The organism is Loktanella sp. D2R18 (assembly GCF_003318235.1).
Classification (GTDB): domain Bacteria; phylum Pseudomonadota; class Alphaproteobacteria; order Rhodobacterales; family Rhodobacteraceae; genus Yoonia.
Map to the genome: position 1 here is coordinate 13,891 of NZ_QOCG01000029.1, position 13,617 is coordinate 27,507.

Genomic DNA, 13,617 nt, shown 5'->3' on the forward strand with positions numbered 1-13,617 from the left:
AGCTAGCCTATCTTGGGTGTTTGAAATGATTTCACACACTATAGTGAGCCAAACCGAATCTAACTGCCGGAGATGAAGATGCCTATAAGCCCCGAACAACAGGCCGAAATCGACGCCTTGCGCGCGCAAACCCAACCAACCTTGCGTGCGGTGTCCGAAGGGATGGAAGCGCATCTGTACAACGCGCACGAGGTTCTAGACCACGGGTTTATCCGGGTCATCGACTATATGGGCGACGATTCCGCGATCTGTCAGGCGGCGCGGGTGTCATACGGGAAAGGCACGAAATCAGTGCAAAACGATGCCGGGCTGATCCGCTACCTGATGCGGCACTGGCATTCGACACCGTTCGAGATGTGCGAAATCAAGCTGCACGTCAAACTGCCCGTCTTTGTCGCGCGCCAATGGATCCGGCACCGGACGGCGAATGTGAACGAATACTCTGCGCGCTATTCGATCCTTGACCGGGAATTCTATATCCCTGAGGCCAATAAACTGGCCGCGCAATCCGTGATCAACAATCAGGGCCGGGGCGAAGCGCTCACCGGCGAAGAAGCCGCGCGCGTGCTTGAATACCTCAAAGGCGATGCTGCGCGCTGCTATGATCACTATGCGGAAATGATCGACCAAGAAGGACAGCAAGGGCTGGCGCGCGAGCTTGCCCGCATGAACCTGCCCGCCAATATCTATACGCAATGGTATTGGAAGGTCGATCTACACAACCTGTTCCACTTCCTGCGCCTACGCGCCGACGCCCACGCGCAATACGAAATCCGGGTCTACGCCGACGCAATCTGCAAAGTCGTCGCCGACTGGGTCCCCGCCGCCTACGGCGCATTCGAAGACTACCGCTTGGGCGGTGCCAACCTCTCAGGCAAAGCAGTCGATTGCGTTCGCCGAATGCTGAAAGGTGAAAAGGTCACGCAAGAGACATCCGGGATGTCCAAGGGCGAATGGCGGGAGTTTGAGGGGATTATTGGGTGAAGGTTAACTCTAAAGACTTAATCACTCGCCCAACGATAGCCGCAGCGCGAATACTTACAATATTTGGCGCGGCCATCGTCTTTGGTGAAACCTATGGTCTTCGGTTAACCAATATACCACTAATTGAAGGCGAATTGCCCGCTGATGGGTATATCGTCGCCTCGGTTACTATTCTTGTTTTTTCGTGGGTTGCGCTGTTTGTCAGTTGGCGCGGAGATTGCATTGTCTACTTGAATTGGTTTAATTCGGTCAATGTTGGTCGAGGTTCTTTATTGAGTGATTATTCCCTCAAAGGTGAGACGCCAATCGACGGCCTGAAGCGAAGGTTGCAAAATCTGACAAGTGAATTGTCGGAAGAGGTGACAGAATTTAAGTCCGCTGACATTCGAGATTTGGAGATTCAGCTTGATGCTGTTGCTGAGTTAGTCAGCGAAATCTCTCCCAAGTTTGAGCGGGTTGCGTCATGGGCATGGATGACAGTTTATGTTTGGTACCTAGCTGTACCGACGCTTATCGGACTGTCTGGAGTAATCATGTTGTTGTGCCCCGTTTCGTCACAATGGGTTTCGGGCATTCTAAGATAATTGTTTTCCCGCCCGGTATAGCCGGGCAGCGCCCGGACCTCCCCCATGGGGAGGGCGCTTCGCACCCACCCCGAGGTCCAGACGCTGCCCTACGGATGGGACACCGCACTAACGCAACGCACCCCGGGGCTCCGCCCGTTCGCACCTGAAACGATCCCCCGGATCGTTTCCAAGACGGTGCTCACCCCCTCGGTCCAAACGCTGCCCTTGCGTTGAACGTCTGAGCTAAGCCAAGTAGATAAAGGCAACCAACGAATGGAACCCAAAATGATCCTCTACGGCCTGCCCACATGTTCTGACTGTAAAAAAGCGCTGCGCGCGCTGGGCGACGCGGGGCATGATGTGGCCTTTCGTGATGTGCGTGCGGACCCATTGTCGGAAACCGAATGGGCGCCGTTGATTGCGGAATTTGGCGATAATCTGGTCGACCGCAAATCCCAGACCTACCGCAATCTCAACGCGTGGCTGCGCGAAAGCGAGGCCGAGGATCAGCTTGCCGCGCAACCCGCCCTGATGGCCCGCCCGATCATTACCGACGGCACAAAATACACGCGCGGTTGGGACGAAGACGCACACGCCGCGTGGCTTTGACACGATTCGCGGCGTCCTAACCTAAAGGACAGGTTGAGTGAAATTAGCGGTTGTGGGGTGGCGTGTTAACCTTATTTATAAGGGATATGACCTTGCGTCACATGGCGGATTTGCGCGGGTTTCCCGTCACAAGTGCCGGCCGTCATGCTATAAATAGGGCAGTAATTATGTCCCAGCTATCCTTTCACAGCCAGGTATTGTCATGCGTAGAAAACAAAGCAGAGCCCGTAAATCAGACGCCAACGCAAACAATGCGTTTTCGCCAATCCGCGCGGATTTACTTGATCGTCTGACCCAGACTTGTGACCAACTGGAACGCGATGATGCGCCCTCTTTCCTGACCAACGTCAAGATCGCAGCATAATATTGTCGCGGCGGCGGAACTGATTTATGCCTCCTTAGACAAATGCTGTTTGCTGTCTTAAGGAGAAGAGAAATGCGGTTCTTTGGTCTGAAATCATGTGACACTTGCCGCAAGGCGCTTAAGGCATTGCAAGCCGCCGGGATCGAACCGCAGGTGATTGATGTCCGCGCTGACGGTGTGTCAGATGCCGACCGCGCACAGATCATTGCGCAGTTTGGGGATAAGGCGATCAATCGGGCCTCGACCACGTGGCGGGGGCTTTCGGAAGATGAAAAGGCGGGCGACCCCGCCGAGTTGTTGGCCGCACATCCCACATTGATGAAACGGCCTGTGATCGAAGCAGATGGGCAGTGGAGCATCGGTTGGAAAGCTGACGCGCAGGCGATGCACCTTGGCGGATAGGCCAATGGTTCCTATGTAAGAGCCAAGCAATAGGAGAATTTCATGCGCAATGCCGCACTTACCCTTGGTCTGATCGCAGGTCTCATGGGGATTTTTGTTGGGTTATTTGGCTACGGCTATGCCGAATTGACCGAACGTCACGCCGAGGTCAGCGATGTCTTCGGCGCGCTCGACAATCCCAGTTTTATTCGCTTCGCGAGCTTTATGGCCCCGCTTTTGGCCATCGCAGGTGGGGCAATGGCCAAGGCGCGTGCACTTTGGGGTGGCGGTTTGATGATCCTATCAGCGCTTTGTTTTTATGCGGCTTTTGGCTTTAACGTGGCGACGATGTTCCCGATTGGTTTTGCCGGGCTAGGCGGGATTTTAGCTGTCGCTGCAGGCAAACCAGACGAGCCTAAGGCGCATTTTTGAACAAGAAGCAGTCGGCGGAAATCGCGCCGGCCCCTTTGACCACCAAGATCGTCAGACATAGCACCCAAAACGCGCGTTGGTCCAAGATCAGCGCATCGGGAACCCGGTCGAACCACGCGCCAAGCGTGCCTTCATGTGCGATCCCGCCGTGGCCGTAAAGATCGGTCAGCGATTGCACGATGACAAACCCGATCATGCCAAAGGCTGCCAGACGGGTCAGCAAGCCAATCACGATCAGCATCGGCAGGATAAATTCAGCGACCGTGCCACCAAATACGACCGCCCAGTGAAAGAATGAAAGCTGAGAGGTGTCATAGCCCGCAGCTTCCATCGCGCGCGGAAAAATTTGGACGTAGCCGCCTGACGATGGGCTGAAAATTCCAAATATCCCGTCACCTAATTTCGTTGTGCCTGATTTCCAAAAATAGCCAAGCAGCACCCCAGCAAACACAAGGCGTGCGAGGAAGGGGAGTAACTGATCGCCAAAGCGGCTTAACTTCATAGCGATCCGGTCGAAGACTGCGGGCAATAACATGGAAGTACCTTTCAATAGATATCGGTCACGGCCGATTGGCCAAGCAAAAGCGCAAGGGTCACGCCCAAATCGAGTGTTTCGTCGGCGAGCGTGTCAGCCAAGGGTGACCCATCAATCAGCGCGCAAATGCATTTGGCTGCGGCTGCGTCGATCAGGTGGATCTGTGGGTCGAAACCCGCGCGTGTAATCAAAGCGCATTCTGGTTGCATGACGGGCTTGGGGGCTTCGGGCACCGTATTGGCAAGATAGATCGCGTGTATCGGGAAGTCTGACTTTACAACCTGAACTGCGGGTGCAAGCCGGAAACGCGAAGCCAGAAGGGCATCAGGTGCAAGCGCGCCAAGCACCTGAGGGTCAAGCGTTTGCGCATCGGCCGCGTGATAGGCGCGCCGCATAGCCAGTTCTAATTTTGCGATATCGGGCAAATATGGAAGGCTTTGTGCTGGCCCAAAGCGACGCAAAAATTGCGGCATCGCGTCGCCATAAAACATCATCAGGGGGGATTTTGGTGGGTGCTTTCGTAGATAAACACCTGCCATCGCGCGAAAGAACTGATCGCCGACAAGTTTGCGGATCACCGGGAACGCGGCCTCTAGCGCGTCAGACAGGCTGACGGCAACGTTGTTGCGGTAGACGTCAAAGCGTTTGGTCGCTTGCGCGCCGTCCGGGTTACATAGGCCAACAGGGGCAAGGCGGTCGGGGTCCAATATTCCGGCTCGAAATGCTTCTTGGGATACATTCATGCCGGGATACCAGACAGCGCGCGCGCTGCACGCTTTGCTTCATCCGCAAGCGTGCCCCATTCAGGGACATCATTGTCCCATTCGATCAACAGCGGTTTTGGGCCGGCCCGCGCGAGCGTATAGTCCAACAGCGCCCAGACCGGATCAACGATAGCTTTACCGTGGCTGTCGATCAGCAGGGGAGCGCCTGTTTCGTCTTTATCTTCATCGTGGCCACCAAGGTGGATTTCACCCACGGCTTCGACGGGGAAGGCATCGATATAGGCCTGCGGTGAGGTCTTCAGGTTTGTCGCGCTAACAAAGACGTTGTTCACATCAAGCAACAATCTGCAGCCCGTGCGGGTCACGATTTCGCGCAAGAAATCGGGTTCAGAATAGGTGGATTCTGCGAAGGCCAGATAGCTAGAGGGGTTTTCAAGCAGCATTTGACGGCCAAGCGCCTCTTGAACTTGGGAAATATGGCTGGCGACCTTTGCAAGCGTTGTCTCTGTATAGGGTAGTGGCAATAGATCGTTCAGGAAATGGCTGTCATGCGTCGACCACGCGAGGTGTTCGGAAAAACTGGCTGGGTTGAGCCAATCAATAAGGTGTTTCAACCTGCCCAGATGATCTGGGTCTAGATCGCCTTCTGATCCGATAGAAAGGCCAACGCCGTGCACGGAAATCGGAAAGCGTTCGGCAAGATGGCGCAATTGCGCTATCGGACGACCGCCATCACCCATGTAGTTTTCAGCGTGGATTTCGAGCCAACCCACGGGATCAGGATCTTTGATAATGTCGGCATAGTGCTGCGGTTTGTAGCCAACGCCGGGTAAGGCAGGAAGCGGGGCATCACGGGACTGGTCAAACATCACTTGCTCCTAAGGTGGGGCGTAGGGTGGGTTTCAACCCACCCTACCATATTTGGGGGCGCTTATGCAGGGATGTCGCGCTCAAGCGCTTCAAGTGAACCCATGCGTGCAGAACCGTCAGCCATGTCTGGCAGTTCCATTGATGCGCATGTGCCTTCTGGAACAAGTGTCCAAGCGTTACCTTGGTAATCTACAGAAGATGTACCCGCACATGATGTACCTGGGCCAGCTGCACAGTCGTTTTCGCCTGCCAGTGAAACACCGTAGCATTTTTCATCAGCAGCGTGGGCAGTTGTTGCCATACCAGCAATCGCTGTTGCGACAGCAGAAGCGAGGACGATTGTTTTTGTTGTGTTGGACATAAGACGTTCCTTTGTTTTGGATCAAATTTCGGACACCGCCAGTGAGCGGCGATGTCCAAAGATTAGCCGCTAGGATTGTTACTATTCTATTCACAGAGGCGTGCATCACGCTGCCGTGAGGGGTTGTGTAGGCAAATTTCTGCGCGAATTTCACATCTGAGGTGCGGCTTTAGGCAAAAGAAAACCCGCCGATCACAGGGATCGACGGGTTTGTTACAGGTCAAACGCCCGAATGTTACAAAAGGTCGGGTGCTGTGGCCGCTTTTTGTAGCTCGCTCACGATTTCATCCAGAGATGTTACAGAAGTTCTGTTTTCACCCAGCCGACGCACAGTGACTGTTTTCTGTTCAACCTCGCGCGCACCCAAGGCCAAGATCACCGGAACCTTACCGACAGAGTGCTCGCGGACCTTATAGTTGATCTTCTCATTGCGAGTATCGACCTCGGCCCGCACGCCAACGGCGCGTAGGGCGGCTGCGACCTCTTCGGCATAGTCATTTGCATCTGAAATGATCGATGCAACCACCACCTGACGCGGGGCGAGCCAGAACGGCAGTTTGCCTGCGTGTTCTTCGATCAAAATACCGATGAACCGTTCAAACGATCCCAATGTCGCGCGGTGCAGCATGACAGGGCTGTGCTTTTCACCATCGGCCGCGACATAGGTGCTGCTCAGGCGCTCGGGCATGTTGGTATCAACTTGCAGGGTCCCGCATTGCCAGTTCCGGCCAATTGCATCGGTCAGTGTGAATTCAAGCTTTGGCCCGTAAAACGCACCTTCACCCGGCAGCAATTCGTAGTCATAACCCGCAGCGTTACAGGCCTCGCCCAGTGATTTCTCAAGGATGTCCCATGTCTCATCGCTGCCGATACGTTTTTCAGGCCGTGTGGACAGTTTGACCGACCAGTTCTCAAATCCAAGATCGGCATAGACACCCGCAAGGAACGAGATGAACTTTTTGGTCTCATCCTCAATCTGATCCATCGTGCAAAAGATGTGACCATCATCTTGGGTAAACCCACGAACACGCATGATCCCGTGTAGCGCGCCCGATGGTTCGTAACGGTTACATGATCCAAACTCGGCCATGCGCAGGGGCAGGTCACGGTAAGATTTCATACCGGTGTTGAAGATTTGCACATGGCATGGGCAGTTCATGGGCTTAAGCGCATTGACCGTCTTTTCGCGCGCATGATCTTCGTCGACTTCGACGATGAACATGTTTTCTTGGTATTTATCCCAGTGGCCGGATTCTTCCCACAGCTTGCGGTTCACAACCTGCGGCGTGTTCACTTCGACATAGCCATCCGCGCGCTGTTTGCGGCGCATATAGTCTTGCAATTGTGTATAGATGGTCCAGCCGTTCGGGTGCCAGAACACTTGACCGGGGGCTTCTTCTTGCATGTGGAACAGGTCCATCTCGCGGCCCAGTTTGCGGTGGTCACGTTTGGCGGCTTCTTCCAGCATGTGCAGATGGGCTTTCAGCCCTTCTTTATTTGTGAAGGCCGCGCCATAGATGCGTTGCAGCATCGGGCGGTCGCTGTCACCGCGCCAATAGGCACCCGCGATGGACATCAGTTTGAACCCGTCAGCGGGGACTTGGCCTGTGTGCTGCAAATGCGGGCCACGGCACAGGTCTTGCCAATCGCCATGCCAATACATGCGCAGTGGCTCATCACCCGGAATGCTTTCGATCAGTTCGACCTTATAAGGCTCACCGCGGTCTTGATAATAGGCGATGGCTTTGGGGCGCTCCCAAATTTCGGTGCGGACTTCATCACGCTTGTTGATGATTTCCTTCATCTTCTTTTCGATGGTGGCCAGGTCGTCAGGGGTAAACGGTTCTTTGCGGTCAAAGTCATAATACCAACCGTCTTTGATCACCGGGCCAATGGTCACTTGGACATCTGGCCAAAGTTCTTGCACCGCGCGTGCCATGATATGTGCCAGATCGTGACGGACGAGTTCAAGCGCGGGCTCGAGGTCTTTCATTGTGTTGATCGCGATGCGGCTGTCTGCATCAATCGGCCATTGCAAATCCCAATGCTGGTCATTGACCGTGGCAGAGATTGCTTTTTTGCGCAGGCTTGATGAGATGTCAGCGGCGACTTCGGCGGCGGTGATACCGGCCTTATAGACACGGCTATTGCCATCAGGAAAAGTAAGAGAGATTTGGGCCATCTATTGGGCTCCTCGTCAGTTTGGCGCCCACGGAACGCCCGGTTGCGGGTTATGTGTGGGACGCAAAATGGAGCCAATAAAATCGGCTGTCAAGCAATGCCTGACAGCCGTTACGTTTCTTTGGGGTTAAGCGGCTGTAAAGACGGCATATCCCATGATCAAAATACACAGAACACCAAGGTTGTAGACAATCGGACGAAACGGCATTTTCAGGAAGCCGGCAATCATGCCGAAAGCATGGATAACCCTGATCCAGAAAAATGCGATCGCCGCCCAATAGGTCAGCGCGGTGAAGCCATTAAGCCGGTCAACGATGAGCACCAGAATTGCAAAGGGCAGAAGCTGTTCCAGCAAATTCAGATGTGCACGATACGCGCGGTGAACCCACGCAGGAAGCATGCGTAAATCGTAGGGGCGTTCAAACGGATCAGGCGCATTTTGTAATGGCTCCATTTTCGAGATGCCGACAATATAAGGAATCCAGAGTAACCCAGCGAATAGCGCAAGGCACGCCAAGATTCCCAATTCTGCAGGAAGTGCCGCCATTTCACATACCTTCCATCAAATATGCACCGCCAAAATGCGCGGGCTCACCCGTTTCGAGCCAAGTTTTGAGCCCAGCGAGGCTGCGCACCCAGCCATCACCGGTGCCGTCTGACGGATCATTGTTCAGGTCTTCATGTAACACGGTGAGGCAACAAAAATCCCCTTCGACAGCGATCTCATAGGTAATCTTTGATGGCGGCGCGTCGGGTTCCCATGTTGGCTCGAATGTCGTGACCAGTTTTGTCTTTGGTGTCACCTCTAGGTCGCGGGCATAAAGCGTGGCCGTGCCGTCGGGCATCATATAGGTGACCTTGCCGTCAACGCGCTTGGCTGTTTGTTCAAGGAAATCGTAGTGCTGGAACTGATCGGGGTCCGTCAGCGCATCCCACAATGCGTCTTGGGTGCAGCGGATATAGGTTTGCATCATGAATTTTGGTTTGTCGGTCATTGTTATGTCCTTTGTTACATTGCGGCTTTTAGCGCGGTGCCGGTTTCAAGGTATGATTTGAGAGAGGCAGCAAGACGCGCCCAGCCTTCGCCAAACCCTTCTTGGCCGGGGGCGATATCGTAATGTTCAATCGTCAGTTTGCATTGGCCGCCTTGGTCTTCGATCAAATAAACCATGTGGCTTGATGGGGCATCGGGGCCCATGAACAAGGGTTCAAACGTCATCGCGATCCGCGATTTTGGGTCAAGCGCTGTCGTGATCTGGCGCAGCATCGCATCGCCATTGGGAAGAATGAACGCGGTGGGCTGGCCAACCTGCGCGTTGCCTTGCACAGCGTTGCAGGCAAAATGATAGGCGGCCATTTGGTCAGCTTCGGTCAGCGCCGACCAAAGCGCGTCTTGCGTGCAGCGAATGAAAGTCTGCATAACAAAATCGGGTTTTCCCATTTTCGTATCTCTTTCAAGTTTTTGTTTGAGTTCAGAAAGGTGCCGGGCCTGCGGTTGCAAGAACGGGGCAACCCAACGGTCCATCAGTTCCTGCAAGGGCAGGGCGTTTAAATAGTGGTATTTGAACCGACCTTGTTTGCGCGTGACGATTAGCCCGGCCTCTTCCAGCAGTTTCAGGTGTTTCATCACGCCAAAACGGCTCAGGCTCAGGTCTTGTTCGAGATCGCTCAGGCTTTGGCCGTCTTGGCGGCGCAGGCTATCAAGCAATGCGCGGCGCGTTGGGTCGTTGAGGGCTTTGAATATCTGGTCCATAGAATCGCTTATAAGTTACCTTATAGTCACGTGACAATAGAGTAACCTAATTGTGCTTGCAGAGCGGCTTGGCTTGTGATGCTGTCACGGCATGAATGATCGAATAAACACCCCGTCCTTTGTCACGCCTCAAGGGCGCCAAATTGCTTATCATCAGACCCAAGGCACCGGACCTACGGTGGTCTTTCTTGGCGGTTTCAAATCCGACATGGGGGGCACAAAGGCTGTTTATCTCGAAAATTGGGCACGCGACCAAGGGCGCGCATTCCTGCGGTTCGACTATTCCGGTCACGGCGAAAGCAGTGGGGAATTCACCGATGGGGCAATCGGCGATTGGTTCGAAGACGCCTGTGCGGCGCTGACCCTGATAGACGGGCCGCTTGTTCTGGTCGGATCGTCTATGGGGGGCTGGATTTCGTTGCAAGTCGCGCGCGCGATGCCTGAACGGATCGCTGGGTTGGTCACCATTGCGGCCGCACCAGATTTTACCGAAGATAGCATGTGGGGTGGGTTTTCTGACGCGCAAAAGGCGGAATTGATGGCAGGGCAGGTGGCGCTGCCCTCTGAATACGGCGAACCCTATACCATCACGCGACGGTTGATCGAGGAAGGGCGCGACCGGCTTGTGCTACGCACGCCGCTTTCATTGCCGTTCCCGGTGCGGTTTTTGCAAGGCACAGCCGATGCCGATGTCGATATGGCCGTGGCGCTGCGGCTCTTGGGTCACGCGCAGGGGCCTGACATGCGGTTGACCCTTGTGGATGGGGCGGATCACCGGTTTTCAGACGATACCTGTTTGACGCTTATCGGGGATGCCGTATCAGAAGTGTTGAAAGCTGGCGGTGATGACTGAGGGTGCACAGATGGATATCGCAACAGTTGAAAAAGAGCTTGCCGATGCAGAGGCTCGTGTGCCTAAACTACGTCCCGGCTGTGAAGCGCGCATCGTTTGGGCGGATCAACCTGCCGTTAAAACGCCGCTTGTGATCCTGAATATTCACGGGTTTTCAGCCTCTCCGGCAGAGTTGCGCCCCTTGCCCGACCTTGTCGCGCAGGAATTGGGGGCGAATATATTCTTTGCGCGGCTCACAGGGCATGGCCAAGATGGCGCCGCGATGGGGGCTGCAACTCTTGCCGATTGGACCTGTGACGTGGCCTTAGCCCTAGAGCGGGCACAGACCATCGGAGATGAAGTTATTTTGATGGGGTGTTCGACGGGATGCACATTGGCGACATTGGCGCTCGCTAATGGCGCACATGCGAAAGCTGCAGTTTTCATTTCACCCAATTTTGGGCTGCGAAGCCGGATCGCGCAGACATTGTTGGATTTGCCGGGCGTGCGCCACTGGGGGCGCTATATCGTCGGCAAGACCCGCAAATTCACGCCGATCAACGAAGGCCACAGCGCCTTTTGGACAACCAGCTACCCGACCGAGGCACTGTATCCGATGGCAGATGCTGTGCGCGCAGCGGCCCAAGCAGATCTGTCGCAGATCACGACGCCCGGACTGTTTGTGATGAATGAAGACGATATTGTCGTGCATCCGAAATTGACGCGCAAGACAATGGCGCGTTGGGGGGGCGCAACCACAGAACATGTTGTGACGCCCGGTCCGGGGGACGATGAAAACGGCCATGTTATGGCGGGGGACGTGTTTAGCCCGAACCAAACAACGCCGCTTGCCCAGCGGATTTCAGCTTGGCTGCGGGAACTATAGATGCGCAATAAGGTTGCCAGACCGGGGCGATCGGGGCAAAGTTGACAAAACAATAGCCCGAAAGATTGGGCATGCTAGACAGGTCAACGCTTAAATGCCAAGTGAAACGCTGGTGATGATACCGCCAATGCTGTGCGATGCACGGATATTTGAGCCACAGATACGTGCGCTTGGGTCCGAGCATGCGGTGATGTTTGCACCCACAACCAAGGGTGAGCGGATGGAAGAGATCGCCTCGCAAATTCTAAGTTGGGCGCCGTCAAAGTTCGCGCTTGCGGGCATGGGCATGGGGGGCATGGTCGCAATGGAAATCTTGCGCCGTGCGCCGGAACGGGTCACGCGGATTGCGTTGATCAGCACTAGTCCACTGGCTGAGACGCCTCAAACCGCCGCATTGCGTGAACCACAAATTATCGCGGCGCGGGCTGGGCGCTGGGCGGATGTGCTTCAGCATGAAATCCATTCCACTTGGATGTCACCCAATGTCGATAAGGCCGCCTTTGTCCGGCTGCTAACGGTGATGGGGAATGCGCTTGGGCCAGAAGTCTATGTGAAACAAGCGCGCGCATTACAGCGGCGCAAGGACCTTCAGGCTGAACTGCGCAAGATCGCCCAGCCCGCGCTGGTGATTTGCGGGCGCCATGACGGGCATTACCCGGTTAAGCGCCATGAAACGATGGCAGAGTTGATCCCCTACTGTGATCTCGAGGTCATCGAAGACGCGGGGTATCTGCCAACCATCGAGGCACCGGAAAGTGTGACGGCGGCGCTGGGCGCGTGGATGCGCAGGCCGCTGATGCTACGCAATTAAGCCGCAGCGTTTTTATTGGCGGCTTTTACTTTTTTGGGTGCTTCCGAATTTGCATCAATAAAGTCCAAAACAAGCGGGCGAATGTTGTTGCGCCAGCTACCGCCCGCAAAAATACCGTAGTGCCCGGCGCCCGGTTCAAGGTGCGACGCCTTTTTGCTATCAGGCAGGTTGGTCAGCAAGTCCAGCGCGGCAAGACACTGACCGGGTGCCGAAATATCGTCCTCTTCGCCTTCAACGATCTTGACCGCGACGGTCGTGATCTTGCCCATATCGACCTTGCGGCCAGCAACGGTAAAGTCGTTGCGCGCGATGTCGCGGTTTTTAAAGATACGTTCGACCGTGGACAGGTAGAATTCAGACGTCATGTCCATGACGGCCAGATATTCATCGTAAAACGCGTTATGCTTGTCGTGTTCGCTTGCTTCGCCTTTGGCCGTCTTGATGATTTGATCGCGAAACGCATCTGCATGGGTTTGGGCATTCATTGAAATGAACGATGAAAGCTGCAAAAGACCGGGATATACTGTGCGGCCAACGCCAGCGTATTTGAAACCAACACGTTGGATCATCGTCTGTTCAAGCTGCCCCATTGTAACAGAGCGCCCAAAATCGGTAACTTCGGTATGGTTCGCCTCGGGGTCAACAGGGCCGCCGATCAACGTGAGCGAGCGTGGTTGTGCCTTGGGGTCTTCTTCGGCCAAATAGGCCGTGGCTGCGAGCGCCAAAGGTACGGGCTGGCAAATGGCCATGACGTGAATGTCTGGCCCCAATTCACGCATGAAATCAACGAGGTATAATGTATAGTCTTCAACGTCGAACTTGCCTTCGCTGACGGGGATGTCGCGGGCGTTGTGCCAGTCGGTAATATAGACGTCACAGTCTGGAAGCAGGCTGATGACGGTTTTGCGCAGCAATGTAGCATAGTGGCCTGACATCGGGGCGACAACCAGAACTTTGCGTTTGCTTGGCGTGCGTCCGGGCATGGTGAAATGTATCAAATCGCCAAACGGCCGTTTCAGGACAGTTTCGATGACGACGGGGTGGTCTTTCCCTTTTTCGCAAGTGACGGTTGGTAGGTTCCAGTCAGGTTTAACAACCATGCGGGCAAATGAGCGTTCTGTCACCTCGCCCCATGCCATCAGCATGTCCATCGCCGGGTTCGCAGCCAGCGACATCATCGGGTATGAGGCAAATGCGCGTGCTGTGGCCCCAAGCCATTGGTTTGTGTTGCGCGCACTTTCCATCAGGTCATAGGTCATCATATACTTCATTGTAACATCTCCGGTTAAGGCGCGCAGCTTATGCTGCACGTGCAGCATAAGCATAG

Annotated in this window: 18 protein-coding genes; 9 read left to right on the forward strand and 9 right to left on the reverse strand. The window is 54.9% G+C overall.

Annotation, left to right across the window (positions count from 1 at the left end):
* Nucleotides 1-78 precede the first annotated feature (78 nt).
* From thyX to DS901_RS13075, 6 genes are all read left to right on the forward strand, one after another.
* The gene (gene thyX, locus DS901_RS13055) at nt 79-984 is read left to right on the forward strand and encodes an FAD-dependent thymidylate synthase (RefSeq protein WP_113777438.1); all 906 of its coding nucleotides are present in this window, start codon (nt 79-81) and stop codon (nt 982-984) included.
* Nucleotides 981-1,568, forward strand: a complete 588-nt coding sequence (locus tag DS901_RS13060; RefSeq protein ID WP_113777377.1) for a hypothetical protein — start codon at nt 981-983, stop codon at nt 1,566-1,568. The genes thyX and DS901_RS13060 overlap by 4 nt, the downstream gene beginning before the upstream one ends.
* A gap of 267 nt (nt 1,569-1,835) precedes the next feature.
* Nucleotides 1,836-2,159, forward strand: a complete 324-nt coding sequence (locus tag DS901_RS13065; RefSeq protein ID WP_113777439.1) for an arsenate reductase family protein — start codon at nt 1,836-1,838, stop codon at nt 2,157-2,159.
* Between the two features lie 202 nt (nt 2,160-2,361).
* Nucleotides 2,362-2,523 (forward strand): hypothetical protein, encoded by a 162-nt coding sequence (locus tag DS901_RS18790; protein ID WP_181820868.1) that lies wholly within the window; start codon nt 2,362-2,364, stop codon nt 2,521-2,523.
* Nucleotides 2,524-2,595: 72 nt separating this feature from the next.
* A complete protein-coding gene (locus tag DS901_RS13070) occupies nt 2,596-2,925 on the forward strand; it encodes an arsenate reductase family protein (protein ID WP_113777378.1) in 330 nt (109 codons plus the stop codon).
* A 42-nt stretch (nt 2,926-2,967) separates the two neighbouring features.
* Nucleotides 2,968-3,336, forward strand: a complete 369-nt coding sequence (locus tag DS901_RS13075) for a hypothetical protein (protein ID WP_113777379.1) — start codon at nt 2,968-2,970, stop codon at nt 3,334-3,336.
* On the opposite strand, the gene DS901_RS13080 is transcribed toward DS901_RS13075, so the two are convergent.
* The 8 genes from DS901_RS13080 to DS901_RS13115 form a co-directional block, all read right to left on the reverse strand.
* The gene (locus DS901_RS13080) at nt 3,320-3,871 is read right to left on the reverse strand and encodes a DoxX family protein (protein WP_113777380.1); all 552 of its coding nucleotides are present in this window, start codon (nt 3,869-3,871) and stop codon (nt 3,320-3,322) included. The two genes, DS901_RS13075 and DS901_RS13080, sit on opposite strands and share 17 nt — an antisense overlap.
* A gap of 11 nt (nt 3,872-3,882) precedes the next feature.
* On the reverse strand, nt 3,883-4,614 hold the full coding sequence (locus tag DS901_RS13085; RefSeq protein ID WP_113777381.1) for an HvfC/BufC N-terminal domain-containing protein: 732 nt from the start codon (nt 4,612-4,614) through the stop codon (nt 3,883-3,885).
* Nucleotides 4,611-5,465 (reverse strand): MNIO family bufferin maturase, encoded by an 855-nt coding sequence (bufB, locus tag DS901_RS13090; RefSeq protein WP_113777382.1) that lies wholly within the window; start codon nt 5,463-5,465, stop codon nt 4,611-4,613. Before bufB ends, DS901_RS13085 begins: the two co-directional genes overlap by 4 nt.
* Before the next feature lie 62 nt (nt 5,466-5,527).
* Nucleotides 5,528-5,827 (reverse strand): BufA1 family periplasmic bufferin-type metallophore, encoded by a 300-nt coding sequence (locus DS901_RS13095; RefSeq protein ID WP_113777383.1) that lies wholly within the window; start codon nt 5,825-5,827, stop codon nt 5,528-5,530.
* A 235-nt stretch (nt 5,828-6,062) separates the two neighbouring features.
* Nucleotides 6,063-8,009, reverse strand: coding sequence for a threonine--tRNA ligase (thrS, locus tag DS901_RS13100; protein ID WP_113777384.1), 1,947 nt, complete (start codon nt 8,007-8,009; stop codon nt 6,063-6,065).
* 126 nt (nt 8,010-8,135) lie between these two features.
* Nucleotides 8,136-8,555, reverse strand: coding sequence for an MAPEG family protein (locus DS901_RS13105; protein WP_113777385.1), 420 nt, complete (start codon nt 8,553-8,555; stop codon nt 8,136-8,138).
* A gap of 1 nt (nt 8,556) precedes the next feature.
* Nucleotides 8,557-9,003 carry an SRPBCC domain-containing protein gene (locus DS901_RS13110; protein WP_113777386.1) on the reverse strand — a complete coding sequence of 149 codons (447 nt, stop codon included), beginning with the start codon at nt 9,001-9,003 and terminating at the stop codon, nt 8,557-8,559.
* Between the two features lie 14 nt (nt 9,004-9,017).
* The gene (locus tag DS901_RS13115) at nt 9,018-9,761 is read right to left on the reverse strand and encodes an ArsR/SmtB family transcription factor (protein WP_113777387.1); all 744 of its coding nucleotides are present in this window, start codon (nt 9,759-9,761) and stop codon (nt 9,018-9,020) included.
* A gap of 91 nt (nt 9,762-9,852) precedes the next feature.
* Between DS901_RS13115 and DS901_RS13120 the strand changes: the two genes are divergently transcribed.
* The 3 genes from DS901_RS13120 to DS901_RS13130 all read left to right on the forward strand — a co-directional run bounded on the left by DS901_RS13120 (nt 9,853) and on the right by DS901_RS13130 (nt 12,290).
* Complete coding sequence (locus DS901_RS13120; RefSeq protein ID WP_113777388.1) at nt 9,853-10,614, forward strand: alpha/beta fold hydrolase; 762 nt, start codon at nt 9,853-9,855, stop codon at nt 10,612-10,614.
* A complete protein-coding gene (locus tag DS901_RS13125) occupies nt 10,607-11,479 on the forward strand; it encodes an alpha/beta hydrolase (RefSeq protein ID WP_113777389.1) in 873 nt (290 codons plus the stop codon). The genes DS901_RS13120 and DS901_RS13125 overlap by 8 nt, the downstream gene beginning before the upstream one ends.
* A gap of 94 nt (nt 11,480-11,573) precedes the next feature.
* Nucleotides 11,574-12,290, forward strand: a complete 717-nt coding sequence (locus DS901_RS13130; protein WP_113777390.1) for an alpha/beta fold hydrolase — start codon at nt 11,574-11,576, stop codon at nt 12,288-12,290.
* Here DS901_RS13130 and phaZ read toward each other — a convergent pair.
* A complete protein-coding gene (phaZ, locus tag DS901_RS13135; protein WP_113777440.1) occupies nt 12,287-13,561 on the reverse strand; it encodes a polyhydroxyalkanoate depolymerase in 1,275 nt (424 codons plus the stop codon). The two genes, DS901_RS13130 and phaZ, sit on opposite strands and share 4 nt — an antisense overlap.
* Nucleotides 13,562-13,617 lie beyond the last annotated feature (56 nt).

Bases quoted from the DNA above. Each gene is read 5' to 3' on its own strand.
- thyX (WP_113777438.1), top strand. From the start codon at position 79: ATGCCTATAAGCCCCGAACAACAGGCCGAAATCGACGCCTTGCGCGCG.
- DS901_RS13065 (WP_113777439.1), top strand. From the start codon at position 1,836: ATGATCCTCTACGGCCTGCCCACATGTTCTGACTGTAAAAAAGCGCTG.
- DS901_RS18790 (WP_181820868.1), top strand. From the start codon at position 2,362: ATGCGTAGAAAACAAAGCAGAGCCCGTAAATCAGACGCCAACGCAAAC.
- DS901_RS13070 (WP_113777378.1), top strand. From the start codon at position 2,596: ATGCGGTTCTTTGGTCTGAAATCATGTGACACTTGCCGCAAGGCGCTT.
- DS901_RS13075 (WP_113777379.1), top strand. From the start codon at position 2,968: ATGCGCAATGCCGCACTTACCCTTGGTCTGATCGCAGGTCTCATGGGG.
- DS901_RS13080 (WP_113777380.1), bottom strand. From the start codon at position 3,871: ATGTTATTGCCCGCAGTCTTCGACCGGATCGCTATGAAGTTAAGCCGC.
- DS901_RS13085 (WP_113777381.1), bottom strand. From the start codon at position 4,614: ATGAATGTATCCCAAGAAGCATTTCGAGCCGGAATATTGGACCCCGAC.
- bufB (WP_113777382.1), bottom strand. From the start codon at position 5,465: ATGTTTGACCAGTCCCGTGATGCCCCGCTTCCTGCCTTACCCGGCGTT.
- DS901_RS13095 (WP_113777383.1), bottom strand. From the start codon at position 5,827: ATGTCCAACACAACAAAAACAATCGTCCTCGCTTCTGCTGTCGCAACA.
- thrS (WP_113777384.1), bottom strand. From the start codon at position 8,009: ATGGCCCAAATCTCTCTTACTTTTCCTGATGGCAATAGCCGTGTCTAT.
- DS901_RS13105 (WP_113777385.1), bottom strand. From the start codon at position 8,555: ATGGCGGCACTTCCTGCAGAATTGGGAATCTTGGCGTGCCTTGCGCTA.
- DS901_RS13110 (WP_113777386.1), bottom strand. From the start codon at position 9,003: ATGACCGACAAACCAAAATTCATGATGCAAACCTATATCCGCTGCACC.
- DS901_RS13115 (WP_113777387.1), bottom strand. From the start codon at position 9,761: ATGGACCAGATATTCAAAGCCCTCAACGACCCAACGCGCCGCGCATTG.
- DS901_RS13120 (WP_113777388.1), top strand. From the start codon at position 9,853: ATGAATGATCGAATAAACACCCCGTCCTTTGTCACGCCTCAAGGGCGC.
- DS901_RS13125 (WP_113777389.1), top strand. From the start codon at position 10,607: ATGACTGAGGGTGCACAGATGGATATCGCAACAGTTGAAAAAGAGCTT.
- DS901_RS13130 (WP_113777390.1), top strand. From the start codon at position 11,574: ATGCCAAGTGAAACGCTGGTGATGATACCGCCAATGCTGTGCGATGCA.
- phaZ (WP_113777440.1), bottom strand. From the start codon at position 13,561: ATGAAGTATATGATGACCTATGACCTGATGGAAAGTGCGCGCAACACA.